Origin of the sequence: Bradyrhizobium sp. HKCCYLRH3073, assembly GCF_051167995.1 — a bacterium.
Classification (GTDB): Bacteria; Pseudomonadota; Alphaproteobacteria; order Rhizobiales; family Xanthobacteraceae; genus Bradyrhizobium.
Genome location: NZ_JBNPUD010000001.1, coordinates 57,711 through 82,264, shown reverse-complemented (window position 1 = coordinate 82,264; position 24,554 = coordinate 57,711). Strand labels below are relative to the sequence as shown.

General features: G+C 65.3%; 24 protein-coding genes and 1 riboswitch. Of the genes, 18 read left to right on the top strand and 6 right to left on the bottom strand.

The features are described 5' to 3' along the window. The first annotated feature begins 3 nt into the window (after positions 1 to 3). The 3 genes from ACQR1X_RS00370 (at position 4) to ACQR1X_RS00360 (ending at position 4,130) form a co-directional block, all read left to right on the top strand. Entirely contained in the window at positions 4 to 1,641 is a 1,638-nt protein-coding gene (locus ACQR1X_RS00370; RefSeq protein ID WP_315804380.1) for a DUF4403 family protein, read from the top strand. A 317-nt stretch (positions 1,642 to 1,958) separates the two neighbouring features. After that, complete coding sequence (locus ACQR1X_RS00365) at positions 1,959 to 2,699, top strand: response regulator (protein ID WP_315717811.1); 741 nt, start codon at positions 1,959 to 1,961, stop codon at positions 2,697 to 2,699. A 24-nt stretch (positions 2,700 to 2,723) separates the two neighbouring features. After that, positions 2,724 to 4,130, top strand: a complete 1,407-nt coding sequence (locus ACQR1X_RS00360; protein ID WP_316177860.1) for an ATP-binding protein — start codon at positions 2,724 to 2,726, stop codon at positions 4,128 to 4,130. Between the two features lie 70 nt (positions 4,131 to 4,200). On the opposite strand, the gene ACQR1X_RS00355 is transcribed toward ACQR1X_RS00360, so the two are convergent. The 3 genes from ACQR1X_RS00355 to ACQR1X_RS00345 form a co-directional block, all read right to left on the bottom strand. Next, the gene (locus tag ACQR1X_RS00355; protein ID WP_316238377.1) at positions 4,201 to 4,737 is read right to left on the bottom strand and encodes a PRC-barrel domain-containing protein; all 537 of its coding nucleotides are present in this window, start codon (positions 4,735 to 4,737) and stop codon (positions 4,201 to 4,203) included. Positions 4,738 to 5,423: 686 nt separating this feature from the next. Further along, positions 5,424 to 5,690 (bottom strand): hypothetical protein, encoded by a 267-nt coding sequence (locus ACQR1X_RS00350; protein WP_316177856.1) that lies wholly within the window; start codon positions 5,688 to 5,690, stop codon positions 5,424 to 5,426. Between the two features lie 164 nt (positions 5,691 to 5,854). After that, positions 5,855 to 7,342 carry a hypothetical protein gene (locus ACQR1X_RS00345; protein ID WP_434894784.1) on the bottom strand — a complete coding sequence of 496 codons (1,488 nt, stop codon included), beginning with the start codon at positions 7,340 to 7,342 and terminating at the stop codon, positions 5,855 to 5,857. Positions 7,343 to 7,556: 214 nt separating this feature from the next. Here ACQR1X_RS00345 and ACQR1X_RS00340 point away from each other — a divergent pair, with 214 nt between their 5' ends. From ACQR1X_RS00340 to ACQR1X_RS00295, 10 genes are all read left to right on the top strand, one after another. Then, positions 7,557 to 8,348 carry a transglycosylase SLT domain-containing protein gene (locus ACQR1X_RS00340; protein ID WP_434894783.1) on the top strand — a complete coding sequence of 264 codons (792 nt, stop codon included), beginning with the start codon at positions 7,557 to 7,559 and terminating at the stop codon, positions 8,346 to 8,348. A gap of 78 nt (positions 8,349 to 8,426) precedes the next feature. Then, positions 8,427 to 8,538, top strand: a riboswitch (TPP riboswitch). Beyond that, the gene (locus tag ACQR1X_RS00335; RefSeq protein ID WP_434874120.1) at positions 8,526 to 9,539 is read left to right on the top strand and encodes an FAD-dependent oxidoreductase; all 1,014 of its coding nucleotides are present in this window, start codon (positions 8,526 to 8,528) and stop codon (positions 9,537 to 9,539) included. (Overlaps the previous riboswitch by 13 nt.) Beyond that, the gene (gene thiS, locus ACQR1X_RS00330) at positions 9,530 to 9,727 is read left to right on the top strand and encodes a sulfur carrier protein ThiS (RefSeq protein WP_316238372.1); all 198 of its coding nucleotides are present in this window, start codon (positions 9,530 to 9,532) and stop codon (positions 9,725 to 9,727) included. The genes ACQR1X_RS00335 and thiS overlap by 10 nt, the downstream gene beginning before the upstream one ends. Before the next feature lie 128 nt (positions 9,728 to 9,855). After that, on the top strand, positions 9,856 to 10,638 hold the full coding sequence (locus ACQR1X_RS00325; RefSeq protein WP_316177847.1) for a thiazole synthase: 783 nt from the start codon (positions 9,856 to 9,858) through the stop codon (positions 10,636 to 10,638). Further along, positions 10,625 to 11,233, top strand: coding sequence for a thiamine phosphate synthase (locus tag ACQR1X_RS00320; protein ID WP_434898124.1), 609 nt, complete (start codon positions 10,625 to 10,627; stop codon positions 11,231 to 11,233). The genes ACQR1X_RS00325 and ACQR1X_RS00320 overlap by 14 nt, the downstream gene beginning before the upstream one ends. A 380-nt stretch (positions 11,234 to 11,613) precedes the next feature. Continuing rightward, positions 11,614 to 13,515, top strand: coding sequence for a phosphomethylpyrimidine synthase ThiC (thiC, locus tag ACQR1X_RS00315; protein ID WP_316177844.1), 1,902 nt, complete (start codon positions 11,614 to 11,616; stop codon positions 13,513 to 13,515). Positions 13,516 to 13,699: 184 nt separating this feature from the next. Then, complete coding sequence (locus tag ACQR1X_RS00310; RefSeq protein ID WP_434898123.1) at positions 13,700 to 15,643, top strand: NACHT domain-containing protein; 1,944 nt, start codon at positions 13,700 to 13,702, stop codon at positions 15,641 to 15,643. Positions 15,644 to 16,067: 424 nt separating this feature from the next. After that, positions 16,068 to 17,327, top strand: coding sequence for an acyltransferase family protein (locus ACQR1X_RS00305; protein WP_434898122.1), 1,260 nt, complete (start codon positions 16,068 to 16,070; stop codon positions 17,325 to 17,327). 217 nt (positions 17,328 to 17,544) lie between these two features. After that, positions 17,545 to 17,802: a hypothetical protein gene (locus ACQR1X_RS00300; RefSeq protein WP_315804366.1), complete on the top strand. Its 258-nt coding sequence runs from the start codon at positions 17,545 to 17,547 to the stop codon at positions 17,800 to 17,802. Positions 17,803 to 17,996: 194 nt separating this feature from the next. Continuing rightward, on the top strand, positions 17,997 to 18,266 hold the full coding sequence (locus tag ACQR1X_RS00295; RefSeq protein WP_315827115.1) for a hypothetical protein: 270 nt from the start codon (positions 17,997 to 17,999) through the stop codon (positions 18,264 to 18,266). A gap of 162 nt (positions 18,267 to 18,428) precedes the next feature. Here ACQR1X_RS00295 and ACQR1X_RS00290 read toward each other — a convergent pair whose 3' ends face one another. Beyond that, positions 18,429 to 19,049, bottom strand: coding sequence for a glutathione S-transferase family protein (locus ACQR1X_RS00290; protein ID WP_434898121.1), 621 nt, complete (start codon positions 19,047 to 19,049; stop codon positions 18,429 to 18,431). A gap of 109 nt (positions 19,050 to 19,158) precedes the next feature. Here ACQR1X_RS00290 and ACQR1X_RS00285 point away from each other — a divergent pair, with 109 nt between their 5' ends. Then, positions 19,159 to 19,665, top strand: coding sequence for a mismatch-specific DNA-glycosylase (locus ACQR1X_RS00285; RefSeq protein WP_434898120.1), 507 nt, complete (start codon positions 19,159 to 19,161; stop codon positions 19,663 to 19,665). A gap of 1,072 nt (positions 19,666 to 20,737) precedes the next feature. Here the strand turns inward: ACQR1X_RS00285 and ACQR1X_RS00280 are convergent. Beyond that, positions 20,738 to 21,178: a hypothetical protein gene (locus ACQR1X_RS00280; RefSeq protein WP_315804362.1), complete on the bottom strand. Its 441-nt coding sequence runs from the start codon at positions 21,176 to 21,178 to the stop codon at positions 20,738 to 20,740. Between the two features lie 450 nt (positions 21,179 to 21,628). Between ACQR1X_RS00280 and ACQR1X_RS00275 the strand changes: the two genes are divergently transcribed. Both ACQR1X_RS00275 and ACQR1X_RS00270 read left to right on the top strand, forming a co-directional pair. Beyond that, positions 21,629 to 21,898, top strand: a complete 270-nt coding sequence (locus tag ACQR1X_RS00275) for a helix-turn-helix domain-containing protein (protein WP_315755333.1) — start codon at positions 21,629 to 21,631, stop codon at positions 21,896 to 21,898. Between the two features lie 161 nt (positions 21,899 to 22,059). After that, the gene (locus ACQR1X_RS00270) at positions 22,060 to 22,587 is read left to right on the top strand and encodes a collagen-like protein (RefSeq protein ID WP_315804361.1); all 528 of its coding nucleotides are present in this window, start codon (positions 22,060 to 22,062) and stop codon (positions 22,585 to 22,587) included. 30 nt (positions 22,588 to 22,617) lie between these two features. Here ACQR1X_RS00270 and ACQR1X_RS00265 read toward each other — a convergent pair whose 3' ends face one another. Beyond that, positions 22,618 to 22,890 (bottom strand): DUF2277 domain-containing protein, encoded by a 273-nt coding sequence (locus ACQR1X_RS00265; RefSeq protein ID WP_315804360.1) that lies wholly within the window; start codon positions 22,888 to 22,890, stop codon positions 22,618 to 22,620. Between the two features lie 96 nt (positions 22,891 to 22,986). Between ACQR1X_RS00265 and ACQR1X_RS00260 the strand changes: the two genes are divergently transcribed. Continuing rightward, positions 22,987 to 24,048, top strand: coding sequence for an alpha/beta fold hydrolase (locus ACQR1X_RS00260; protein WP_434898119.1), 1,062 nt, complete (start codon positions 22,987 to 22,989; stop codon positions 24,046 to 24,048). A 21-nt stretch (positions 24,049 to 24,069) separates the two neighbouring features. After that, complete coding sequence (locus tag ACQR1X_RS00255) at positions 24,070 to 24,423, top strand: hypothetical protein (RefSeq protein WP_434898118.1); 354 nt, start codon at positions 24,070 to 24,072, stop codon at positions 24,421 to 24,423. Positions 24,424 to 24,554 lie beyond the last annotated feature (131 nt).

Here is a 24,554-nt window from a genome sequence, read left to right as displayed (position 1 = left end):
GACATGAACCTTCCGACACCGCGACCGGATTGGCAGAGCAGGCCGCATCCGCTCGCCCCGAGAACGCAGCCTCCGCCGCGGCGCTCGCCGCCCCGGCTGCGGCTGATCTTGATCGGCGCCGCCGGCCTTGCCGCCATCGTGCTGGTCGGCATCATCATCGTGGAGGTGTTTCTGTTCTCGGGCAGCACGCCGGCGCCGCAGCTGACCCAACTGCCGCCGCTGCCGCCGGCCACGCGCAATTCGATCATCATGACGCCGGTCTCGATCTCGCTCGGCGCGATTCGCGACGCCGCCGAAAAGGCCACGCCGCGCAATTTCGCCGGCAAGGCCGACAATCCCGTCAACCAGATCCTGCAGAATGCCGACATCGGCTGGACCGTCACCCGCGGCGCCATCGCCGCCACCGGCACCCAGGACACTCTGTCGCTGGCGACGCCGCTCTCGGGCCGGCTGAACGTCACCGGATCGCTGTCTGCCAAAGCAACCGGCGCGCTCGGCGACGCCATCGGCGGCCTGCTCGGCTCGGATGCGGCCAAGCAGATCGGCGGCATCAACATCAAGAATCTGAACGCCACCGCCGACATCAAGGGCAACGTGCTGATCGCGATGCGGCCGCGGCTGGCCGCCGCCTGGTATGTCGAGCCGAACTTCACCGCCCAGGTCAATCTCGGCGACACCGCGCTGACCGTCGCCGGCGCCCGCGTCAACGTGCCCGCGCAGATGAAGCCGGTCATCGACAAGACCGTCAACGACCAGCTCAGCGCGCTCAGCGACAGGCTGCGCAAGGACCCGACCGTGCGGCGCGTGGCGCAGGCGCAGTGGGCCCGCGCCTGCCGCTCGGTGCCGCTTCAGGGCACCACGCCGGGACTGCCCGCGGTCTGGCTCGAGATCAAGCCGACACGGGCGCTGGCCGCGCAGCCCGCGATCGATGCCAACGCCGTCAGCGTCACCATGGGAATCGAAGCGGAGACCCGGGTCACGGCGGCCGAGACCAAGCCGGAGTGTCCGTTCCCGGACAAGATCACGATCATTCCACCCACCGCCGGCGCCATCAACGTCGCGGTTCCGATCGACGTCCCGTTCACCGAGCTCAGCAAGCTCGTCGACTCGCAGCTCGCCGGGCGGACGTTCCCCGAGGACGGCTCCGGCCCGGTCGCGGTCACGGTGAAGCACGCGACCGTCGTGCCCTCGGGCAACCGGCTGCTGATCTCGCTGCAGGTGAAGGGCAAGGAGAAGGAGAGCTTCTTCGGCCTCGGCGCCGACGCGACCGTGCACATCTGGGGACGCCCCATGGTCGATCAGGCGCAGCAGATCCTGCGGCTGTCGGACCTGCAGCTCGCCGTCGAATCCGACGCGGCGTTCGGCCTGCTCGGCGCCGCCGCGCGCGCCGTGGTGCCGCATCTGCAGCGCGCGCTGCTGGAACGTTCGGTGGTCGATCTCAAGCCTTTCGCCGACAACGTCCGCGACAAGATCGCGACCGCGGTCGCCGAGCTGCAGAAGAACGAGAACGGCATCCGCGTCGATACCGACATCAACAACCTCGCTTTGACCGACATCGCCTTCGACGCCACCGTGCTGCGCGTGATCGCCTCGGCGGAGGGCACGATGTCGGTTCGAGTCAATACGTTGCCGGGACTGTGACGGGCCGTTTCGGAATGTCGCATCCCGTCGCTGCGGGCGTTCGGATCGTGCAACGACCGGCAACGATTCAATCGGGCCTGACCTGGTCTGCGGCCACTCACGAATGTCCGCACCGTTTCCGGTAACCCGATGCAGCCGCATTGCGCGAGCGTGCTGCGGCCCCGAGGCCATACGTTTCGCGAGGCTTGACGCGCCCTCACGGAAGCCGCAACACGGCGCAGGAAGAGATTGTCGGGCCTTGTCCGCGCGCCCGTCGCAGGAAACATTCCGTAACAAAATTCTTCGCAAAACGCCGCGATTCTAGGTCACTTGTCGGTATGGCCCAGACACAACCACACATTCTTGTCGTCGAGGACGACCGCGAGACGCGGACGCTGATCGCGAAATATCTGCGCAACAATGCCTGCAACGTGACCACCGCGACCGACGGCCGCGAGATGACCCGCATCATGGGCGACCACCGTGTCGATCTCCTGATCCTCGACGTCATGCTGCCCGGCGAGGACGGCCTGACCTTGTGCCGCAAGCTGCGCGCGGAATCGCAAGTGCCGATCATCATGCTCACCGCGCGCGGCGAGGACGTCGACCGCATCCTCGGATTGGAGATGGGCGCCGACGACTATCTGCCAAAACCGTTCAATCCGCGCGAGCTGCTCGCCCGCATCAACGCGGTGCTGCGCCGACAGGCGGCCGCGATGACGGCGAGCGCAACCGAAGGCGCGACCGCGCTGAGCTTCCTCGGCTGGACGATCGACTTCCGGCTCCGCGAACTACGCAATCCCGAAGGCGCGCGCGTCGCGATGACGAGCGCCGAATTCGATCTGCTCCGCACCTTCTGCGAGCGGCCGGGCCGCGTGCTGTCGCGCGACAGCCTGCTCGACCTGACGCAGGGCCGCAGCGCCGGCTCGTTCGAGCGCTCGATCGACGTGCTGGTCAGCCGCATCCGCCGCAAGATCGAGCCGGACCCGCAGGAGGCCACCATGATCAAGACCGTGCGCTCCGGCGGCTACATGTTCACGCCCGTCGTCGAGGTGGTGACCGGCCCGCAAAGCCATTGACCGGCCGGATCGAATGGCGATGTCATGATGTCGTTCGGCTTTCTCAACCTCAAGGGAATCCGCGGCCAGATCACGGCGCTGGTGGCCATTTCGATCGTGGCGCTCCATGCCATCATCACGGCGACGTTCCTGATCTATCGCGCCGAGCAGCCCGACCCCGAAAACGAAGTCGGGCCGTTTCAGCTCGCGACCGCCATCCGCATTCTTGGACGCGCGCCCGCTGCCGAACGGCCGCGACTGATCTCCGACATTGCCCGCGCCTATCCCGAGTTCGAGCTCAAGCCTCACGCGGGACCTCTGCCGGATGGCCGCCGGCGCGAGCCGGCCGGCCCCGACGTCGAGGCCGGGACCGGTGGCGACGAGCGCCACCCGGCGCCTCAGGAGATGGCCGACGGACGGCCTCACGGTCCAGGCGGCTTTCGCGGCCTTGGCCCCGGCTATCGCATCTTCATGCCGCCGCCCGGCTCCCAGACGCGCACCGTCGTCTTCGCCCTTCCCGACGGCAACATGGTCTCTGCGCGGATGGCCGACCGGCCACACCGGCCACCGTTCTGGGGCGCCCCATGGCTGACGACGATCATGTTCGCGCTGATCAGCACGACACTGCTCGGCCTGTGGGCGGCCCGTGCGCTGACCTCACCGCTGTCGAGCTTCGCGAAGGCTGCCGAGAGCTTCAGCCTCGATGGCGATGCCACTGCCCTGCCCGAGCGCGGACCGGAAGAGATCCGGTCGCTGGCGCGCGCCCTGAACCGGATGCGCCAACGCATCACGGCGCTGATGAACGACCGGACCAAGATGCTGGCGGCCATCAGCCACGATCTGCGGACACCGCTGACCCGCATGCGGTTGCGCTGTGAGTTCGTCGAGGACGAGCTGCAGCGCAATCGCATGCTCGCCGATCTCGATCAGATGCATGCGATGCTGGGCTCGGTGCTGTCATTCCTGCGCAACGGCCGCAAGCTCGAGCCGATGACGCTGGTCGATATCGCGAGCATCCTGCAGCTCGTCGCCGACCAGTTCGCCGATGTCGGCCACAGCGTCACCTATGTCGGCCCGGCGCACGCGATGGCAACGGTGCGGCCCGACGACCTGATGCGTTCGGTCACCAACCTGGTCGAGAACGCCGTGAAGTACGGCAAGGAAACCGTGATCAGACTGTCGGCGTCGGGGAAGTGCCTGACGATCGACGTGGAGGATGACGGACCGGGGATCGCCGATGCGCGCAAGCCCGACATGCTGGAGCCGTTCGTGCGCGGCGACGATGCCCGCAACATGGACGAGGCCACCGGGTTCGGCCTGGGCCTCTCGATCGCGAAGGCGATCGTCCAGGCGCATGGCGGCGAGCTGTCATTGCACGATCGCAAGCCGCGCGGGCTGATCGCCCGCATCGAGCTGCCGCTCGGCCAGACCACCTTGCGCCCCGCAGCATGACGCGCGAACGCGCCCGGACGGATCCGGGCGCGCCGCGATCGAGACGATCGACTAATCGTCTGTGACGCCGTTACTCCGAGTACTTGAACTCGGGCATCGCCTTGAGCTGGTCCTTGGTCGCGTTGATCATCGCATGGTCGGGATACCAGCGGTTCTTCGAGCTCATCGACGAGGACGACGTGCCGGTGGCGGCACCGGTCGTCGTGGTCGAAGCCGGCGGGTTGGTCGACGAGGTCGTGCCAGAAGCCGGAGCGTTGGAAGCCGTGGTCGACTGCACCGGCTGATCCGAGAACTTCACCTGGTCGAAAGAGACCGCGACGAGGTGCTCGCCCATGCCGAGGAAGCCGCCGACGCCGATCACGACGCCCTTGACCGCGCCGCTCTTGTCGACCAGCAGGTCGTCGATCGAGCCGACGTTCTCGTTGTTGTTGTTGTAGACCTTGACGCCGACGAGCTTCGAGCTGCGCCAGTCGCCCTGATAGGACGCAGCGGTGGTGTTGCTCTTGATCGTGGTGCTGGTCGTGGTGGTGGTGCTCTCCGCAGCGAAGGCGGCGGTCGCAAGCAGCAGGGAACCGGCGAGGCCGGCCGCAACAGTCTTCATCACCATGTGGTGTCTCCTCTCAGTGAATGGTGACGAGAGAACGGCAATGGACAGTCGGCGTTCCCAGGGAACCACGATTTCGTCACGCTGCGCGACAAGCGGTCTCACTGCGACGCGGAAGTGTTAGTTTGTGACGGTTCGGGTGGACATGGCTGACGTCGTCAGTACGGTATGACGCAGGTGCGTGGAGCTTGTTAGCTGCTGACCACGGTGACGGTCGGCTCCCTCTCCCTGTTCTTACGGGGAGAGGGTTGGGGTGAGGGGCAGCCGCCGGGTGGTGGGCATGGTGAGACCTGTCCCCCCCTCACCCGGATTGCATCTTCGATGCAATCCGACCTCTCCCCGCTTGCGGCAGGGCGATCGCATATGGTGAAAGAGGCTGGGCGCGCCGTCTTTTCGCGACCATCCTTCGAGACGCCCGCCTTCGGCGGGCTCCTCAGGATGAGGGCCTTTCTCCGCCGCAAAGCTGTTGAACCTCATGGTGAGGAGCGTCGCTCTTGCGACGCGCCTCGAACCATGAGGCCATGAAGGTTCCGCCCAGGAAAACCATATGCGATCGCCCAGCCGCAAGCGGGGAGAGGTCGAGCGGAGCAAGCCGCAATCGCCGTACTCACATCGGCATCAACCGATAGACCATCTGTTCAGCATTCCGTCCAAGCCAATTGAATTGCTCGGCTGCGGGACGCCTACCCCTACGCCGCCATCGCGCCGTCCTGATCGACGGACTCGGCATAGAAGGCGATGGTTTCGTACCGATAGTCGCAGAGGCGGCAGTACCAGAGATAGGCGGTGCGGCGGCCGTCCTTTTCGACCCAGGACGGCAATGCGATCGCCTCGCCACATTGGGCGCAGGGATTGTTTCGCGGCAGATCCACGACGCGAACCGTGGATGGCGTCGCGTCGATGTCGAATGAACGGTCAATGCTGGGTGAATGATCGTCGGCTGCCTTCACGGCCATGACGCGCTCCCTCTCTGTTCAGTCTTCTTGAATGAGTCAGGTTGAATGAGTCAGGCATGCTGTCGAACTGACGGCCGCGATCTTACCCACGCGGCGGCGGATTTGCACGCGCCGGGATGCCGCGCGACATCCGACCTCACGCGGATGGGATCGACGTCTTTGATTCAATTGCCGCCGGAGGTGACCGCCGGTTCCGCGACATGGCGGGCGCCCGCCTTGCGCAGATGGATGGTGGCGATGTCGTCGGCATAGACCTTCTGCCAGCCGTCGACGTGATCGAGCAGCTTGGTCGCAGCACTTTGCGTGCGCAGCAGGGTCGCCTCGATGTCGTAGTCCTTGAGCAGGCGGAACAGATTGCCCGGCTCCATCAGGCCGGAGGCGGCATTGTGGTCGACGAAGAACTTCTCGCCATAAAGCTCGGTGCGGCCGTCGATGAACGGTGCGACACCGGCCGAGATCAGGTAGCCGCCGAAATCATAGTCGTTGAGCACCCGCGTGAGGTTGAGCTTCTTCAGCTCGGTCACGGCCGCTACGGGGGTGCCGCGCATGTTCGGCGCGTAGTTCAGGATCGCGGCCGACGCGATGGTGCCGGCGCCGAGCGCGAGCATCACTGCCGCCGTCAGCGCCGCGCCCGGCACGCGCGCCTGCGGCAGCACGGGCGACGCGCCCGCCTGCCGCGCCAGAGGCGCGGCGAGCACCAGCGGGCCCACCAGCGCCAGGATCTCCGCCGCGCGCGCCTGCGCCAGCGCCATGTGCAGCAGGCCGAGCAGCATGAGGATGCGCACCGTCGGCAGCCTGAGGCCATGGAACAGCGCGAACCCGATGGCGATCAGCAGGCAGATCTCGAACGGACCTAGCCCCTGGAAATCGGTCGCCTTCCATTCCACGATCAGCGGCAGCGCCTGACCCAGCGAGAGGATCTTCTGCGACGCCAGCAGCGCATTCCAGCCATAGGGCGTGCAGCAGCTCGCCGCCAGCGCGAGCGCTGCAAACCCGGCCCAGCGCAGCGCGAGGCTACGGCGGGCCGAGGCATCGGCATTGACCAGCGCGTCGAGCGCGGCGGGCGCGATGAAGAACAGGCCGAACACGAATCCGCCATGCAGATTGGCCCACAGCGCAATCAGCAGCACCAGCAGCCATGGCGGCGCGGCCTTGCGATCGGCGGCATCGACAAGTCCGGCGATCCAGGCCACCAGAATCGGAAACGCCAACACATGCGGCCGCGCCAGCAGATGCGGCAGGCAGAGCAGGAACGCCGCGACCACGAACACCAATGTCGTGGCGTCGCGCAGATGCCGGCTGAGGGCGCGCGCCAACAGCGCGAAGGACAGCGCGGTCGCCGAGGCCGCCAGCACCACCGGCCCGGTCCAGCCGGCGAACCTGTAAGCGGCGGCATAGGCGACCTGCGCCAGCCACTGCGTGGAGATCCAGGGCGCGCCGCGCATGGTGAAGGAATAGACGTCGACCTCGGGCACCGCGCGGTGGTCGATGATCCACTGCCCCACCGTGATCTGCCACAGCGTGTCGGGATCGTTGAGCAGCCGGTTGCCGGAGATCAGCAGCAGCGCATAGACGCCGGCGCCGACCCATAGTGGCAGCAGCGCCTGCGTGCGCCCGGCGGTCGCTTCGGTGTGGGTGACGGACAGCGTCATCGCGGCAGGGCCCCGTTGGCGGAATTGCTCCGCCAGCCAAGCATGCACGGCATAATTCGCGGTAAACCGCCGGCGCATCCGCACTCGCCCGGCGTCTCCGCCCCATTATTGCCACATTATCGCCCGGCGTTCGCGCCAATTACGGTGTGCAAAGTGTAAAGCGCGTGCTGGGGGGCTGCTCGGCATGCGTGTGGTTCCCGGGGGATCCTGACACATGAGACGTCTTGTGCTGACGGCCTGCATTGCAGGCTTCGCGATGGCTGGTCCCGTGCCGTTCGCAATGGCTGCCGACGATGCGAGCACCGCATCGGACAGTGCAGCCAAGCCGAAGGCCGGCAAGGTCAAGCTCGCCCATGTCCGCTCCGACGGCACCAGGGAGCTGGCCGCACGCAGCGCGGTGACCAAGGCCGCGCGCGAGGTCGAGGCGATCGAGGCCGTCAGCAGCGCCGACACCTCGCCGCCGATGGACGCCAATGCCTCAGTGCCCGCCGACACCGACGCCACCCCGGCCGCTGCGGCCGAGCCTCGCGAGACCGAGCGCAGGGCGGCCGAGACCAAGCCGCGCCACATCGACACCGGCCATCCGCACATCGACGCGCTGGTGGCGGTGCACGCCGCCGCCAACAACATTCCGGAATCGCTGATCCACCGCGTCATCGTGCGCGAGAGCAAATACCAGAAGGACCTGGTCGGCCGCTGCGGCTGCATCGGCCTGATGCAGATCAAGCTCGGCACCGCGCGCGGCCTCGGCTACACCGGCGACGCGCAGGGCCTGCACGATCCGAACACCAATCTCACCTATGGCGTGCGCTATCTCGCCGGCGCCTACCGCGCCGCCCGCGGCGACCACGACCGCGCCGTGCTCTACTTCGCCCGGGGATATTACGAGGAGGCCAAGCGGCAGCGCCTGGCCGACGCGCGGCCCGCCGGACGGTCCGAGGGGGCGAGCGGCCCGCTCGACATCACCCCGAAGATCGCGACCGGCCGCCGCGCGCGGGCGCACTGACGGCACTTGGTTCCTAAACGGCGCCCAGCGTGTTTCCGTGACACTCCGTTGACACGGGGCCGTATCGGTCTATTTTAAGCGCGTTCCGAGGGGAGCTCCGAGGGGGAGCTGAGATACCGCAGCGTGATGCGGTGACCCTTTGAACCTGATCCGGGTCATGCCGGCGAAGGGACAGGGATGCAGCAGACAACCACGCGCGGGGATGTCCCCGTATCCATCATCGGTGCAGGCATCGCGGGTGCCTGGCAGGCGCTTCTGCTCGCGCGCGCGGGCCGCGAGGTCACCCTGCACGAGCGCAGCGATTCCGATCTGATGCTCTCCACCAGCCATTGGGCCGGCGGCATGCTGGCGCCCTATTGCGAGAGCGAGGTCGCCGAGCCGATCATCAGCCGGCTCGGCCTCGCCGCGCTCGACATCTGGCGGCGCGAGCTGCCGGACACGCCGTTCAACGGCTCGCTGGTGATCGCGCATGCCCGCGACCGCGCCGATTACGACCGCTTCGCCCGCCGCACCTCCGGCTATCAGCGGCTCGACGCGCAGCAGCTCGCGGCGCTGGAGCCGTCGCTGGAGGGCCGCTTCCGCGAGGGCCTGTTCTATCCGACCGAGGGCCATGTCGAGCCGCGCCGCGTGCTGCCGAAGCTGCACCAGCGCATCGTCGAGGCCGGCGGCCGGGTGCTGTTCAACAGCGACGTCACGGCCGATGATCTCGACGGCCTCGTGATCGACTGCCGCGGGCTGGAGGCGCGCGACGCCGAGCCCGAGCTGCGCGGCGTCAAGGGCGAGATGATCCTGATCGAGACCGCCGAGGTGCAGCTCGCGCGGCCGGTGCGGCTGATGCATCCGCGCTTCCCGCTCTATCTGATCCCGCGCGAGGACAATTTGTTCATGCTGGGGGCGACCTCGCTCGAGGCCGAGGACACCGGCGTCAGCCTGCGCTCGGCGCTGGAATTGCTCGGCGCCGCCTACTCGGTGCATCCGGCGTTCGGCGAGGCGCGCATCCTCGAATTCGGCTCGGGGCTCAGGCCGGCCTACCCCGACAATCTGCCGCGCATCACCATCAAGGGCGAGCGCGAGATCCGCGTCAACGGCCTCTACCGCCACGGCTTCCTGATCGCGCCGGCGCTGGCGCAGGCGACCTTGAACTATCTCGCGCACGGCCAGATCGACAACGAGGTGATGCGATGCGCGTGACCGTCAATGGCGAGGCCCGCGACATCAGCGCGACCAGCGTGACTGCGCTGTTGTCCGAGCTGGACTACGAGGGCACCCATTTCGCCATCGCGCTGAACTACGACGTCGTGCCGAAGAGCCGCTGGTCAGAGACGGCATTGAAGGCAGGCGACGAGATCGAGATCATCACCCCCCGGCAGGGAGGGTGAGTGATGGCCGTGAGACGCGCGCTCGCCCGCCACTTGCAGCTGTCGTCCTTGCGAAAGCAGCGACCCATAGCCACCCGCCGCGGTGATAGCGCCGGGACGACCACCGTCCGCAACGACGGAGACAACTAATGCCCACCTTCTACGACAAGACCTTCGCCTCCCGCCTGCTGATCGGCACCGCGCTGTACCCCTCGCCTGCCATCATGCAGGATGCGATCCGCGCCTCAGGCGCCCAGATCGTCACGGTGTCGCTGCGGCGCGAGGCCGCCGGCGGCAAGACCGGCGACGCGTTCTGGAAGCTGATCAACGCGCTCGACGTCACCGTGCTGCCGAACACCGCCGGCTGCCGCAGCGTGCGCGAGGCGGTGACGACGGCGAAGCTCGCGCGCGAATTGTTCGGCACGAGCTGGATCAAGCTCGAAGTCATCGGCGACAACGACACCCTGCAGCCCGACGTGGTCGGTCTCGTCGAAGCCGCTGATATCCTGATCAAGGACGGTTTCGAGGTCTTCCCCTACTGCACCGAGGATCTCACGGTCGCGATGCGGCTGGTCGATGCCGGCTGCAAGGTCGTGATGCCCTGGGCGGCGCCGATCGGCTCGGCCAAGGGCATCACCAATCGCGATGCGCTGAAGCTTTTACGCGACCGCCTGCCCGACATCACCCTCGTGGTTGACGCCGGCCTGGGCGCGCCGAGCCACGCCGCGGAAGCGCTCGAGCTCGGCTACGACGCCGTGCTGCTCAACACCGCGGTGGCAAAAGCCGCCGATCCCGTCGCGATGGCCCGCGCCTTCCGGCTCGGGGTCGAGGCCGGCCGCACCGCCTACGAGGCCGGGCTGATGGACGCCCGCGATTTCGCCTCGCCCTCCACCCCTGTCGTTGGGACCCCGTTCTGGCATGCCGTATCCTGACCGCTTCTATCCCGTCGTCGACAGCCTCGCCTGGGTCGAGCGCCTGACCAAGCTCGGCGTCGGCACCGTCCAGTTGCGCGCCAAGGACCTGAACGACGGCGAGGCGCTGCAGATCGTGACCGACGCGCTCGCCATCACCAGGGGCACCGCGACGAAGCTGATCGTCAACGACTACTGGCGCGCCGCCGTTGTCGCCGGTGCGCAGCACGTCCATCTCGGCCAGGAGGATCTGGCGGAGGCCGACGTCGTCGCGATCAAGCAGGCCGGCCTGACGCTCGGCCTGTCGACGCATGACGATGCCGAGCTCGAGACCGCGCTCGCCGCCGAGCCCGACTACGTCGCGCTCGGCCCGATCTTCCCGACGACGTTGAAGGCGATGCGCTTCGCGCCGCAGGGCGTTGCGAAGATCAGCGAGTGGAAGAGGCGCGTCGGCAACATCCCGCTGGTCGCGATCGGCGGCATCAAGCTGGAGCAGGCCGCGGAGATCTTCGCCGCCGGCGCCGATTCGATCGCCGTCGTCAGCGACGTCACCCAGAACCCCGACCCCGACGCCCGCGTCCGCGCCTGGCTCGATGCGACCAGGGAGCCGGCCTGATGCGCGCAGCATTTGCGAATGCCTCTGACAGTGATTGGGCCCTGACGTCGCCCCGCTCTCCGTCGTTCCCTCCCCCCTTGTGGGAGAGGGCTAGGGAGGGGGGTAGCGCCGGGGTCACTGGGTGCGGCTCACCCCCCTCCCCAACCCTCCCCCACAAGGGGGGAGGGAGCCTGAACAGTCTGCGTCCCTCACAGCGCCAAATCATCTCCGCTCGGCATACGCGGCGAGCCAATGTGAGCCGCAACTCTCTCCATCGTCATTGCGAGCGGAGCGAAGCAATCCAGGGCCGCGCGTGCCGCCCTGGATTGCTTCGTCGCTCCCGCTCCTCGCAATGACGGCCCCCATTCACTCCGACAACAACAATTGAGAAGGAGGACCCCATGAACATCCGCTCCAATCCCGACACCACCCTGCCCGCCGTCACCACCGGCCCGCTGCCGTCCTCGCGCAAGATCTACGCCGTGCCCGACTCCGCGCCCGATTTGCGCGTGCCGCTGCGCGAGATCATTCTCTCCGAAGCGGCCTCCGAGCCCAACCTGCCGGTCTACGACACCTCCGGTCCCTACACCGATCCCTCCGTCACCATCGACGTCAATGCCGGCCTGGCGCGCGCCCGCTCCGCCTGGGTGCGCGAGCGCGGCGGCGTCGAGGAATATGTCGGCCGCGACATCAAGCCGGAGGACAATGGCAATGTCGGCGCCGACAAGGCGGCGAAGGCGTTCACCGCGCATCACAAGCCGCTGCGCGGCCTCGACGGCCACAAGATCACCCAGCTCGAATTCGCCCGCGCCGGCATCGTCACCAAGGAGATGATCTACGTCGCCGAGCGCGAGAATCTCGGCCGCAAGACCCAGCTCGAGCGCGCCGAGGCCGCGCTCGCCGACGGCGAGAGCTTTGGCGCCGCCGTCCCCGCCTTCATCACCCCGGAATTCGTCCGCGACGAAATCGCGCGCGGCCGCGCCATCATCCCCTGCAACATCAACCACGCCGAGCTGGAGCCGATGATCATCGGCCGCAACTTCCTCACCAAGATCAACGCCAATATCGGCAACTCGGCGGTGACCTCGTCGGTCGAGGAGGAGGTGGACAAGATGGTGTGGGCGATCCGCTGGGGCGCCGACACCGTGATGGACCTCTCGACGGGCCGCAACATCCACACGACGCGGGAATGGATCCTGCGCAACTCGCCGGTGCCGATCGGCACCGTGCCGATCTACCAGGCGCTGGAGAAGTGCAACGGCGATCCGGTGGCGCTGACCTGGGAGCTCTACAAGGACACCCTGATCGAGCAGTGCGAGCAGGGCGTCGACTACTTCACCATCCATGCCGGCGTGCGCCTCGCCTACATCCACCTCACCGCGAGCCGCGTCACCGGCATCGTCTCGCGCGGCGGCTCGATCATGGCCAAGTGGTGCCTCGCGCATCACAAGGAGAGCTTCCTCTATACGCATTTCGAGGAGATCTGCGACATCATGCGCAAGTATGACGTCTCGTTCTCGCTCGGCGACGGCCTGCGCCCCGGCTCGATCGCGGACGCCAACGACCGCGCGCAGTTCGCCGAGCTGGAGACCTTGGGCGAGCTCACCAAGATCGCCTGGGACAAGGGCTGCCAGGTCATGATCGAGGGCCCCGGCCACGTGCCGATGCACAAGATCAAGATCAACATGGACAAGCAGCTCAAGGAATGCGGCGAGGCGCCGTTCTACACGTTGGGGCCGCTGACCACCGACATCGCGCCGGGCTACGACCACATCACCTCAGGGATTGGCGCCGCCATGATCGGCTGGTTCGGCTGCGCCATGCTGTGCTACGTGACGCCGAAGGAACATCTCGGCCTGCCCGATCGCAACGACGTCAAGACCGGCGTCATCACCTACAAGATCGCCGCCCACGCCGCCGACCTCGCCAAGGGCCACCCGGCTGCGCAACTCCGTGACGACGCCCTGTCGCGCGCCCGCTTCGAGTTCCGCTGGACCGACCAGTTCAACCTCGGCCTCGACCCGGACACCGCCAAGAGCTTCCACGACGAGACGCTGCCGAAGGAAGCCCACAAGGTCGCGCATTTCTGCTCGATGTGCGGCCCAAAGTTCTGCTCGATGAAGATCACCCAGGACGTCCGCGACTACGCCGCGACGCTGAACGATCCGGCGACGGTGGGCATGACCATCAGCGGCACCATCGCGGACGGCATGGCCCAGATGAGCGCCAAGTTCAAGGAAATGGGCGGCAGCGTGTATCTCGACGCGGAGAAGGTGAAGGAGAGCAACAAGGCGTTGTCCTGACGCCTGCTCAGTTCTCTCCATCGTCATGGCCGGGCTCGACCCCGCCATCCACCAAAGCCGGGCGAAAGCCCGGCTTTTTCTATTTGCAGGAAATCGCAGCAACACACCTGCAACACAGCGTTGTGCGGGCGCACCATGAATGATAAAAGTAGTGACCTTTCAAAGCCATTTCAGGAGCAAACAATTGTCAACGGAAGCTCTATCTATTGCAAAACTTGCACCTCTCATCACAAAACTCGCAGCAATCTTCGCAGAGACCGCCAAGAACGCTGCAACAAAGACAAAGGAAAAATTGGAAATCAAGTTTGAGAGAGGGTTCGCAAGCTTCATTCAGGAACACATTGATCGCTTCTCAACCGTCAAGACAATAATCTCAAGTAGCACCCCTATCCCCTTACTATCTTTCTACGTCAATCTATACGTTGCCAACCCCGTCAAGGCGCACCGCGATGAAGACTTTCTGAGGGAGATCTCGAAGGTTAAGCGAGTATTGTTTACAGCAATTGCCGGCTCCGGAAAGTCGATGCTAATGCGATACCTCTATTTGAAATTCCTGGAGACACAATCCGAGAGATTGCCAGTCTTCATCGAGCTACGCGAACTCAACGAGGATCCATCGACCACGATACGTGAGCAAATAAGATCCAAGATTGCAGACTACATAGAAGGATTTTCAGAGCACCAATTGAAATTCGCACTTGAATCGGGGCGAGTCATATTATTTCTGGACGGTTTCGACGAAATCAATCACGACGTGCGGGCTGAGCGAGAGCGTCAAATAAATGAGCTGGCCGCGCGATACAAGAATCTTTGGATCTTTGTTTCCAGCCGCCCGGCCGAAACATTTGCAAGCTGGGAAAAGTTCTCAGTCTATTCCGTCCAGCCATTTACGCGAAAACAGGTCGAGCTCCTGATATCCAAGATTGCTTACGACGAAGAGATAAAAGGGCTCTTTCGCAAAAAGCTAGCTGAGGGGCTCTACGAAACGCACGCTGAGTTCTTAAAAAACCCGCTACTCACTATAATGATGCTCATCACACTTGAGCAATTCGCAGAAGTTCCGGCCAAAATTCATCTATTCTACGAGTATGCATTCGAGGCACTTTTTGGGCGCCACGACGCAACGAAGGGCGGGGGATTCCAGCGAAAGCGACACACGAGCCTCGCACTCGACGACTTCAAACGGTTGTTCTCATATTTCTGTGCAATAACCTACTTAAAGAAGCTAACTATCTTCTCAAGCTCCCGACTACTTGAATTTATACACGAAAGCATCACCGCATCTCAGATAGTCACAGACAAGATCGAATTCCAAAAAGATCTTGTTGAGTGCACATGCATGCTCGTCATGGACGGACTTGACTACACATTCAGCCACCGGTCTTTCCAAGAATATTTCACAGCTTACTTTCTTTCGAGAGTTAAAGTTGACGAGTTTGAACGCGCCCTTCCTACTCTAGTCCAGCGGGGCAGCTTCGACGGCGTTCTCAAGATGCTATCAGAAATGAACAACGAGAAGTTTGAGGAGTGCTGGGCAGCGCCAACGCTTGAACTGATGTGCAATGCCACTCAATCGATTGATGCAAAGAACAACTGCCTCGGCTACGCACAGGTCATCATCGGGCGCAACCTCATGCTGAATCTTGGCGCGATGAGGATCGGAAGCCGTAAGGGTTACACTTACGAACACGCCTTCGATATCATGCTTGAGCCGCAGGGGCCGCAATCTTCTCACGCCGCAACAGAAGGAGAGTCGCCATTCTTTAATGCACGCATCGCTCTTTATTCGATTTACGGCGTGTTTGATCGAATCCACTCTCAGCTTAAATCCCGAAGGCCTTTGGATGAGCAAATTAGACGTAAGATGTTAAACAAGGAGTTGCTCGCAGGGGACCACCGCCTCGACGAGTTGTTTAAAGAAGGCGGCCCAGACAGTGACGGAGAGCAGGGCGGCCGGCTAACCGTCATTCGCCTTCAGGAGGACGACAATTCATGGCTGTGCGATACGTACTTTGGGCATTTCCTCCAAATTGAGAGCGAGCTTCTGCCCAAACTGCGAGACGAAGTAGCCCGCAGAGTTAAATTACGCAGACAAGGAACATTGCGAATTTTTGCTGTGGAAGAATGACACACCGATAATCCGCCCCAAGTTCCATTCCCTTGAGAAACTCGACTGATGTCCAGGGCTCGACTCGGGTGAAGGGTATGCCTCGACGAGTTGCGCCCGCGAAAAGAAACCCCTCACCCAATCGCGTAGGCGGATGGGCCAGCGATGCCCTGTCCCGAAAGGGATTGCACAGCGCAACGCGCGGCGACATTAAGCCCAAGGGCGGGTCGAGACGGCGGGCTGCCGCCGGCGCCATCCCTGCCTCACACCGACGCGGATCAGCGCCGGGCGGAGCTTTGTCGCCAAGGCTTACGCACCCAGCTCATTTTCGCCGCAACCCTGCGTCGTCATGACAGCCGCCCTGCTATTTCGCCACTTGCGGCGGATTTAATTTTTAAATAGGATTTAATAGTCCGAAACATTATCTCCGAAAATCTCACGATAAATGTTTTATCCATGGCCGATTCATGCCCTGTTCCGCCTCGCGGCCGCCGCCACGGCGCCGTTGCGGGAGGCGATCCGGGAGGCCTTCCAGGCCCAGGTCTATCCGCTCGGCTACGTTCCCTCGCATGACGGCATGCGCGGGCTGATGACCCTGGGCGTCGTCACGGCGCATGTCTCGCATACGCTCGTGCCGGGCGCGGTGCTCTATATCGACCTGTTCTTCGTCGCCAGCGCCTATTACATCACCGGCCTGCTGCTGCGGGACATCGACAAGCACGGCCACATCAGGTTCCGGCAGTTCTATGCGCGGCGCTTCGCCCGGATCGTGCCGCCGCTGCTGCTGATGCTCGCCGCCTACCTGCTGTTCACCTGGCTGCTGCGGCCGCCGTTCCTGCCGGCGCTGGAGCGCGTCGCGATCGCGCTCTCCTACATGTCCAACTATTGGTACGTGTTCGATCCGAAGACGATCGAGGACATCGGCCACACCTGGACCTTGTCGACCGAGGAGCAGTTCTATCTGCTGTGGCCGCTGACCTTCGTCTTCCTGGTGAAGCGCTTCGGCGTCACCTGGCGGCTGGTCGGCGCCATCTGTGCCATCGCAGCCGCGATCTGGGCCTGGCGCGTGGCGCTGGTGCTCGATGGCGCGGAGTGGCGGCGGCTCTACACCGCGTTCGACACCCGCGCCGACGCCCTGATGGCGGGCTGCGCGATGGCCGTCGTGCTCAGGCTGGTGCCGCACGGCGCCTCACCCGCGCTCGACCGGCTCTGGCCGAAGCTGGCGTGGCCGCTGCTGATCTATTGGGGCACGGTCACCTTCCTGTTCTGGCCGGCGGACGGACCGAGCATGAACTACTATCTGTTCGGCAGCATGGTGTGCGGCGTGCTTCCCGGCATCCTCGCGCTGACCATGCTGGCGCGCAGCCACGGCACGATTCTCCACCGCATCTTCGAATGGCCGGTCGCGCTCTTCCTCGGCCGGATCTTCTACGGCATCTATCTCTGGCACCTGCCGATCCTGAATTTCCTCGACAGCTACGGCGTGTGGTGGCCGCTGCGGCTCGCGATCGGGCTGCCGCTGTCGGTGCTGGCGGCCACGCTGTCCTACGCCTATCTCGAGCGCCACTTCCTGCGCCGGCGCGCGCGGCCGGTGGCCTCGCAGCCGCCCCCCATCGGCGTGGTCCCGGCTTTCGTCCCGACAGCGGGCTTCGCGGCGGACCTCAGGTTCTCCTCCCGCCAAGGCACCGAGACCGTCCGCCCCTGACGCTCGCGCCGACGTGACGGCGTCGGATGGCGGCGGCCGCAATCCATGCGGCGCGCCGCGCATCCGGTGAGGCTCCGTTCGCTGCCATCCGCCTCGTCAGCCGTGATCGCGCGCTTTTGCCGCATGATTCCTGCGCGGCTGCCTTCAAAATGAACGAGACCGCTCCGACATAGGGCCGGCCGCGGGCTGGGGCCAGTTTGTTGCCGGAGTTTTCACGATGCCTCGTTTCACCACAGTCTGTTTGGCCGCAGGCCTCGCCGCGGCCACCCTGCTGGCCGCCGCGCCGGCGCAGGCCGGCTACTACATCATCCGCTGGGACAATACCGGCATCTGCCAGGTCTGGAGCGAGGCCTTCGCATTCAAGCCGGTCGCATGGCCGTCGAGCTATCAGGTCATCAGCCGGCCGGTGCCGACGTTCAACGACGCCGTGACCCGGCAGATCAGGCTGCGCCAGCAGGGCCGCTGCACGCTCTGAGCCCGCGCCCGCCTGATGGCATCATGTGACGGCGGCATGTCGTCGTTCACATCCCGGACATCGCTGTGAATGACGGCACGCGCAAGCTTGCGTTGCGCGCGCTTTTGTCGCACCACTTTCGCCTTGGTCCGGCCGCACGGCCGGTGGCCCGCGCGGGCGGGCGATTGTCGTTGTTTCGTTTGAGGAGATTGATGATGCGTCGCCTGACCACGCTCGCCGCCGCCGCGGCCATTGCTGCCGCCTCCATCGTGCCCACCGCATTCGCCGCGCCGGCGCCCAAGTCCGGCTACTACGTGATCCGCTGGGACAACACCGGCATCTGCCAGATCTGGAACACCGAGCTGCAGTCCAAGCCGGTGGAGTGGCCGTCGACCTACAAGATCGTGTCCAAGCCGGTGCCGACCTTCGTCGAGGCGACCAACATCCAGCTCAAGCTGCGCGACGAGCGCCGCTGCTTCCTGTAAGCGGCGTTCGCACACCGTCGTGCATGAGAGCATGATCCGGAAAAGTGGAAGCCGGTTTTCCCTCGCGACAAACGCCGAAGGCGTTTGCGCGGAGATCATGCTCAAACAAGGAGATGAGATCATGATGCGATTCCGTGGAATCGCATCATGATCTAGCGCCGGTCAGGCTGCGCTGACCGCGCTCGCCGGCATCGGCACGAAGCCTGGCAGATCCCTGATCCGCGCCAGCCACGCCTGCACGTTCGGGAACGGCGTCAGCGACACGCCGCCTTCCGGCGCGTGCGCGGTGTAGCTGAACAGCGCGACGTCGGCGATGGTCGGTGCCGCGCCGGCGAGATATGGCCGCGCAGAGAGCTCGCTTTCCATCACCGTGAACAGGCCGTGGGCGAGCTGGTGCGCCCTCGCCATGTCCAGCGGCGCGCCGAACAGGGTCGCAACCCGCGCCGCCGCCGGGCCGAACGCCAGCGGGCCGGCCGCCGCCGACAGCCAGCGCTGCACCTGGGCCTGGCCGAGCGGATCGCGGGGCAGCCACGTCGCCGCGCCGTCATAGCGGCCGGCGAGATAGACCAGGATCGCATTGGAATCGGGGATCACGGCATCGCCGTCGACCAGCACCGGCACCTGGCCGAACGGATTGAGCGCAAGAAAGTCCGGCCGCTTGTGCGCGCCGCCCTTGAGGTCGACCTCGATGAGCTCGCAAGGCAGGCCGAGCAGGCTCAGCATCAGCCGCGCGCGATGCGCGTGGCCGGAGAGGGCGAAATGATACAGACGACGTTGTGACATCAGGTGCTCCCGTGGCTCCGCGTCAGCTAGACCAGGGACACCGCGGCAACAATGCAGCCTCGCGGCAACGGCCTGTTGCAGCGGACGCAACAATGCGACAACGCCAGCCATGGACCGCCTGCCCGATCAGCTCCGGCCCGGCCTGCGCCTCGTCTTCGTCGGCACCGCCGCGAGCGAGCGCTCGGCCGCGACCGGGCACTACTACGCCCATCCCGGCAACCGCTTCTGGCGCACGCTGCACGCCGTCGGCCTGACGCCGCGGCTGTACCAGCCGCAGGAGTTTCCGGCGCTGCTGTCGCTCGGCATCGGCTTCACCGATCTGTGCAAGCTGGGCGCAGGCATGGACCATGTCGCGCTGAAGGCCGGCGTCGACCTCGCCAGTTTCGCCGATAAGATCCGGCGCCATCGGCCGGCGACGGTCGCCTTCACCAGCAAGAAGGCCGCAAGCCTGTTCTACGCCCGGCCGACCAGTGCGATCGCGCTCGGGCGGCAGCCGGAGCAGCATGATTTCCCGACCACGTTCGTGCTCGCCTCCCCCTCCGGCGCGGCATCGGGCGCGTGGACGCTCGAACCGTGGCGGGAGTTGGCGGCGCATGTCGCCGGGGATCGCGTCTGAAGCAGCGCCTGTCACCGCTTTCGATGAGGATCGGTAGGGTGAGCAAAGCAGCCGCCCGCAGGGCGGTCGCGTGCCCACCGTCCATCCGCATGGGCGCAAGCAGGCGGTGGGCACGGCGCGCATCGCACACCGTATCGCGCAACCAGCAGCATGCGCGCGTCTTTGCCATCCTCACGGATCCACATGATGACAGGTGATGACAACATCATCATGGCGACGCGCCACGAACTAATCGAGCCCACCGCAATGCTTGTTGACTGCGCCCTCTCCCCTTGTGGGAGAGGGCATGTAGGACAGAGCGGCAAGCTCGCTTGGGTGAGGGGTTTGTATCAACGAGCATGACTCGCGGAAAGAACCCCTCACCCAAGCGAGCGAGTTGACAGGCTTGCGACGCCCTCTCCCACAAGGGGAGAGGGCGCAGTCGCAAGCAGCTCAAAGCTATTCTGCCCGACGGGCAATCCGCGCATGCGCCCCATGCACCAACTGCCCGTCGTGTTAGTTTGCCGCAGGTCTGCACACTTGCCTCGTCGGGCAAATCAGGACGATGCTTTCGCTCAACCCGCCTCATGCAGAGGGACGTACGCGTCGTCACGATACGTGGAGGTGGGCCGCGGTGGACGTGATCGCTGCGCCGGACGAGCGCCGGCGGTCACGTACGGCGAAGTCGTGATGTCCTGATACCCCGACGCTGGTATCACGTGCGTGCTCATGCGGAAGCGTGACGCGTGCAATGGCGGCCAACAAGCCGGCGCGCCAGGGAGACCACGTATAAGCCGTCAGACCATGCGCGCAGGGAAGGCCGGGATGTCTCCGCCGAACCTGTGGTTCTGCCGCGTGCTTTTTGTTGCACGCGGACCATGGGAGCGGCGAGCTCCCGGCCTTCCCTGCCCCTCTCGATTTTCGACCGGGGCTCTCACGATGCATCCCTCGCGCACGCGGTGCGGCGAGAACGTGGAATCACGCGCTGCAGATGGACGATGTTGGCAGTCGCTCACCTCAGGAAAAACTGTCATCGCCCGTGCAGGCGAACGATGGCAACTCATCGCGCGGCACTGACCGAACACCACCGCAACTACCTGATCGTGATCGCCAGACCCGACAGATCGACGTTCGCCAGCAGCCCGATCTGCTCGCCCGACAGCTCCAGCACCGCGCCCTTCTGGTTGGTCAGAACGATGCCGCGCACGCCGCGGCCGACGGCAAGGCCCGCACCCGCGGCGCCGTAGACGCCCTCGACGTCGGACGGACGCCAGATGTTACTGACTCGGCCGCGCAGCACCGTGCGCGAGCCGCCGAACACCAGGCCCCAGTCGAGACCGCCGGTCGACAGCGGATAGGCGCGGCCATGGAAATGCAACACGCCGCTGCCGCCGGAGCCGCCGATGATCCATCCCGCCTTGTAGATGGTCAGCGTGATGAAGCCGCCGTCCGCGCGCGCGGTGGCCGGCAGGACGGCGAAGGCTGCGGCCGTCAGCGCCACCAGCAGACCACGGACGAAGGATGCAATTCTCATGGATGAAGTCTCCAGCGAAGTGAACTTGAGGTAATTCGATGGCCACGTGTGACGATCGCGCCCCATCAAGCGAATCGATCCGGCCGAATTTAGCCCTTTGCGCGGCACCGCGCATGCGCCGCCGCCGGTGTGTTCGAAATGACGCGCTCGCAGTGCAGAAAGCAGCGCAGGAACTTGGCGGTGCGAATGTCAGCCGCCCGGATGGTGTGGAGGGCTGTTGGCGGGATGCGGACCAGCAGACCGGATGTGCCGCGGGCGCTGGCGAAATGGGTCGAGACCCGCGCAGAACCAAGGCGATTTCGGGGTATTTGGCGCGTGCAAGGCCGCCGGGCGCCGGCGTTAAGGCCCCATTAACCTTGTCCGACCACGGTGATTTACGGGCTGGATGTTTAGTTGGTCTCGATGTTTGCGCGTCGTTTCTGTCGGCGCGGGCGTTGATCGGGAGGTGTTATGTCGCAAGAGTTGTCATCCGAAGCCGCAAGTCCGTCACTCGTGCCGCTTGCCATGCCACCGTCGCGCTCCGCGGCGGAAGTCCTGCCGCTGTTGATCGGCACGCCCCTGTCAGAGATCGAGCGCGAGCTGATCGTGCAGACCCTGGCGCGCTGCAACGGCAACCGTACCCACGCCGCAAGGCTGCTCGGCATGCCCGTGCGCACCTTGCGCAACAAGATCCGCAGCTACACGGCCGACGGCATCGCGGTGCCGGCCTACTCGGCCTGATCCGACGGCGGCCACGCGATATCCCATCGCGTGGAACTCATCAGGATGCGGCGCCGATTGATGTTGATCAATCGGCCTCGCAGCCCTGCTGCAATTGCTGCCGTCGTCGCCGCTCTGTTAGGCTTCGCTGCGAATCAAAGACGTGTAGCGGAGTTGCGGTAGTGGCAAAGAATCCGGCCGGACGCGGCCTGCAGGGCCCGGTGGGTCCACGTGGCCCGCAAGGGCAGCCCGGGCGGCGCGGACCGGATGGTCAGCGCGGCAAGCCGGGTCCCGACGGCAAGGCGGGTCCGCAAGGCCGGCCCGGTCCGCAGGGGCCGCGCGGCGAGGCCGGTCCGCCCGGCAAGCCGGGACCTGCCGGACCGCAAGGTCCCCAGGGCGAGCCGGGGCCGCCGGGCACCTTGCCGACGATCGATCAGCTGATGCCCTGGCTGGAGCAGATCTTCGCCGCCTATGACGACTACAAACGCGCGCGGGATCGCGAGGCGCATGAGCGCGAGGCCGAGCTGGTCGCGGTGCGCGACATCTTCGCCGCCACCACGCATGACGATGCGCTGGACGAGGCCTTCGAGGACGACGATCCGCACGAGATCGACCTCCCGAAGAAGAAGAAAAAGAAGAAGGGCAAGAAAAAGAAGAAGCACGAGAAGCACGCCGAGAGCCGCGACGACCACGACGACGAGGGCTTCTGAGCTTCGGCTTGCGTCCGGGTGCGGCGGGCCTCAGCGCTGGCCGAACCTGGCCGCCGAGCGCTCCCGCGCCTTGGCCGCCTCGATCTCGCGGTCGCGCGGCGGCGCCTGGGTGTGCAGCGAGGTCAGGAGCCGCCGCGCGGCGTCGGCCACCTCCTCGACCGCGCGGGTGAAGGCGGCCTCGTTCGCCTGCGACGGCGCATTGAAGCCGGACAGCTTGCGCACGAACTGCAGGGCCGAGGCCTGGATTTCAGCCTCGGTCGCCGGCGGCTCGAAATTGAACAGCGTCTTGATGTTGCGGCACATGATGGGTCCCATCAATCCGGTACTGAACCAGGTCGCGGACCGTGCTATCATGCCCCCGACGCAGCCGGAAGAGCTGCGCTTGATCAGGGGGAGTCCATGTTTCGACCGCTTGCCGCCGTTTTTGCCGCCGTCATCGTTTTTTGCGCGCCGGCCCGCGCCGCCGACTATCCCGCCCCGAAGCAGGGCGACTTCGTCGTCAAGGATTTCAAGTTTCACACCGGCGAAACGGTGCCGGAGCTGAGGCTGCACTATACGACGGTCGGCGAGCCGAGCGGACAGCCGGTGCTGGTGCTGCATGGCACCGGCGGCTCCGGCGCAAGCATGCTGGGGCCGACCTTCGCCGGCGTATTGTTCGGCAAGGACCAGCCGCTCGACGCGAGCAAATACTACATCATCATTCCCGACAGCATCGGCCACGGCAAATCGTCAAAACCCTCCGACGGGCTGAAGACGAAATTTCCCGCCTATGACTATGCCGACATGGTCGACGCGCAGCACCGCCTGCTGACCGAGGGGCTCGGCATCAAGCACCTGCGGCTCGTGATCGGCAATTCGATGGGCGGCATGCATAGCTGGGTGTGGGCCACGCGCTATCCGGAGTTCATGGACGTGGCGGTGCCGATGGCCTCGCAGCCGACCGAAATGGCGGCCCGCAACTGGATGCTGCGCCGGCTGATGCTGGAGACGATCCGCAACGATCCCGACTACAACGGCGGCAACTACACCGCACAGCCGCGCATGATGAAATACGCCGTCACGGCCTACGCCACCGCCTCGGCCGGCGGCACCATCGCCTACCAGCTCGCGGCGCCGACCGCTGCCAAGGCCGACAAGCTGGTCGAGGAGCGGCTCGCCACGCCGATCCCCACCGACGCCAACGACTTCATCTATCAGTGGGACTCCTCGCACGACTACAATCCGTCCGCCGATCTCGACAAGATCAAGGCGACCGTGATGCTGATCAATTCAGCGGACGACGAACGCAACCCGCCGGAGACCGGTGTGACCGTGGACGCAATGAAGCGCGTCGCCAACGGCAAGCTCTTCCTCATCCCGACCTCGGCCGAGACGCGCGGCCACCTGACCACCGGTAACGCGAAGTTCTACAGCGAGGCGCTGCGCGACCTGCTGGCGACGGCGCCGCAGCGCGGCATGTAGGTCGGCGGAGGGAGCAGACGAATGCGCAGGACGATGCTGGCCGCTGTCATGATCGGCTCGCTCGCCTGCGCGACCGTCGCGGCCGCCTTCGACAACGGGCAGTTCGACAACGTCCCGCCCGACATTCGCGCGTGGTTCAAGAGCGTGATCGCGCCCAACGGCGTGCCGTGCTGCGATATCTCCGACGGCCACCGCACGACCTATGACGTGCGCGACGGCACCTATTGGGTACCGATCGAGGGCCGATGGATGGCGGTACCGGAGCGCGCCATCATCCGCGACCGCGGCAACCCGATCGGCGAAGCCGTGGTGTGGTACGTCCATCACCGCGGCGACATCATCATCAGCTGTTTCGTTCCAGCCGATGCCGTGTGAGACGCTGGCGCGTGCGACTGCCACCAATGCGACTCGTTGGCAGTAGGAGAAGTGACCTCCCGGGTTCGTGACCAGCTCCGATTGACCCAGGTCAACAGTCGCGGGAATCGGCGGAAATAGTGTACAGAATG

Coding starts and splice junctions, on each gene's coding strand:
- ACQR1X_RS00370 (WP_315804380.1), top strand. CDS start 4: ATGAACCTTCCGACACCGCGACCGGATTGGCAGAGCAGGCCGCATCCG.
- ACQR1X_RS00365 (WP_315717811.1), top strand. CDS start 1,959: ATGGCCCAGACACAACCACACATTCTTGTCGTCGAGGACGACCGCGAG.
- ACQR1X_RS00360 (WP_316177860.1), top strand. CDS start 2,724: ATGATGTCGTTCGGCTTTCTCAACCTCAAGGGAATCCGCGGCCAGATC.
- ACQR1X_RS00355 (WP_316238377.1), bottom strand. CDS start 4,737: ATGGTGATGAAGACTGTTGCGGCCGGCCTCGCCGGTTCCCTGCTGCTT.
- ACQR1X_RS00350 (WP_316177856.1), bottom strand. CDS start 5,690: ATGGCCGTGAAGGCAGCCGACGATCATTCACCCAGCATTGACCGTTCA.
- ACQR1X_RS00345 (WP_434894784.1), bottom strand. CDS start 7,342: ATGACGCTGTCCGTCACCCACACCGAAGCGACCGCCGGGCGCACGCAG.
- ACQR1X_RS00340 (WP_434894783.1), top strand. CDS start 7,557: ATGAGACGTCTTGTGCTGACGGCCTGCATTGCAGGCTTCGCGATGGCT.
- ACQR1X_RS00335 (WP_434874120.1), top strand. CDS start 8,526: ATGCAGCAGACAACCACGCGCGGGGATGTCCCCGTATCCATCATCGGT.
- thiS (WP_316238372.1), top strand. CDS start 9,530: ATGCGCGTGACCGTCAATGGCGAGGCCCGCGACATCAGCGCGACCAGC.
- ACQR1X_RS00325 (WP_316177847.1), top strand. CDS start 9,856: ATGCCCACCTTCTACGACAAGACCTTCGCCTCCCGCCTGCTGATCGGC.
- ACQR1X_RS00320 (WP_434898124.1), top strand. CDS start 10,625: ATGCCGTATCCTGACCGCTTCTATCCCGTCGTCGACAGCCTCGCCTGG.
- thiC (WP_316177844.1), top strand. CDS start 11,614: ATGAACATCCGCTCCAATCCCGACACCACCCTGCCCGCCGTCACCACC.
- ACQR1X_RS00305 (WP_434898122.1), top strand. CDS start 16,068: ATGTTTTATCCATGGCCGATTCATGCCCTGTTCCGCCTCGCGGCCGCC.
- ACQR1X_RS00300 (WP_315804366.1), top strand. CDS start 17,545: ATGCCTCGTTTCACCACAGTCTGTTTGGCCGCAGGCCTCGCCGCGGCC.
- ACQR1X_RS00295 (WP_315827115.1), top strand. CDS start 17,997: ATGCGTCGCCTGACCACGCTCGCCGCCGCCGCGGCCATTGCTGCCGCC.
- ACQR1X_RS00290 (WP_434898121.1), bottom strand. CDS start 19,049: ATGTCACAACGTCGTCTGTATCATTTCGCCCTCTCCGGCCACGCGCAT.
- ACQR1X_RS00285 (WP_434898120.1), top strand. CDS start 19,159: ATGGACCGCCTGCCCGATCAGCTCCGGCCCGGCCTGCGCCTCGTCTTC.
- ACQR1X_RS00280 (WP_315804362.1), bottom strand. CDS start 21,178: ATGAGAATTGCATCCTTCGTCCGTGGTCTGCTGGTGGCGCTGACGGCC.
- ACQR1X_RS00275 (WP_315755333.1), top strand. CDS start 21,629: ATGTCGCAAGAGTTGTCATCCGAAGCCGCAAGTCCGTCACTCGTGCCG.
- ACQR1X_RS00265 (WP_315804360.1), bottom strand. CDS start 22,890: ATGTGCCGCAACATCAAGACGCTGTTCAATTTCGAGCCGCCGGCGACC.
- ACQR1X_RS00260 (WP_434898119.1), top strand. CDS start 22,987: ATGTTTCGACCGCTTGCCGCCGTTTTTGCCGCCGTCATCGTTTTTTGC.
- ACQR1X_RS00255 (WP_434898118.1), top strand. CDS start 24,070: ATGCGCAGGACGATGCTGGCCGCTGTCATGATCGGCTCGCTCGCCTGC.